Genomic DNA, 236 nt, shown 5'->3' with positions numbered 1-236 from the left:
CAATAATTATTAGCTTTATGTTGGGTTCGGCACTGTCGGGCTTTTTGCTCTCTGGTGGCTCATTAAAACTTGGTCGTCATTACGACACTTTGCTTTTTATGGAAGGATTGCTGCTACTTGCGAGTGCTTATTTACTCAAAAACACATTCGTTTACGGCATTGTATTAACGTCTGCTGCGTGTGGGTTACAAAATGCGCTAGCAACTAATTACAGTGGTGCTGTTATACGTACGACA

General features: G+C 41.5%; 1 protein-coding gene. It reads left to right on the top strand.

Translation table 11 applies throughout. The features are described 5' to 3' along the window. Nucleotides 1–236: DUF1275 family protein (locus tag AAEY57_RS21120; protein WP_350608799.1), on the top strand; the 236-nt coding region annotated here is incomplete at both ends.

Origin of the sequence: Pseudoalteromonas sp. MER144-MNA-CIBAN-0113 (genome assembly GCF_040308965.1) — a bacterium.
Lineage (GTDB): Bacteria > Pseudomonadota > Gammaproteobacteria > Enterobacterales > Alteromonadaceae > Pseudoalteromonas > Pseudoalteromonas tetraodonis.
The sequence above is the reverse complement of the archived record's forward strand: the minus strand, read 5'-3'. Positions and strand labels throughout refer to the sequence as shown.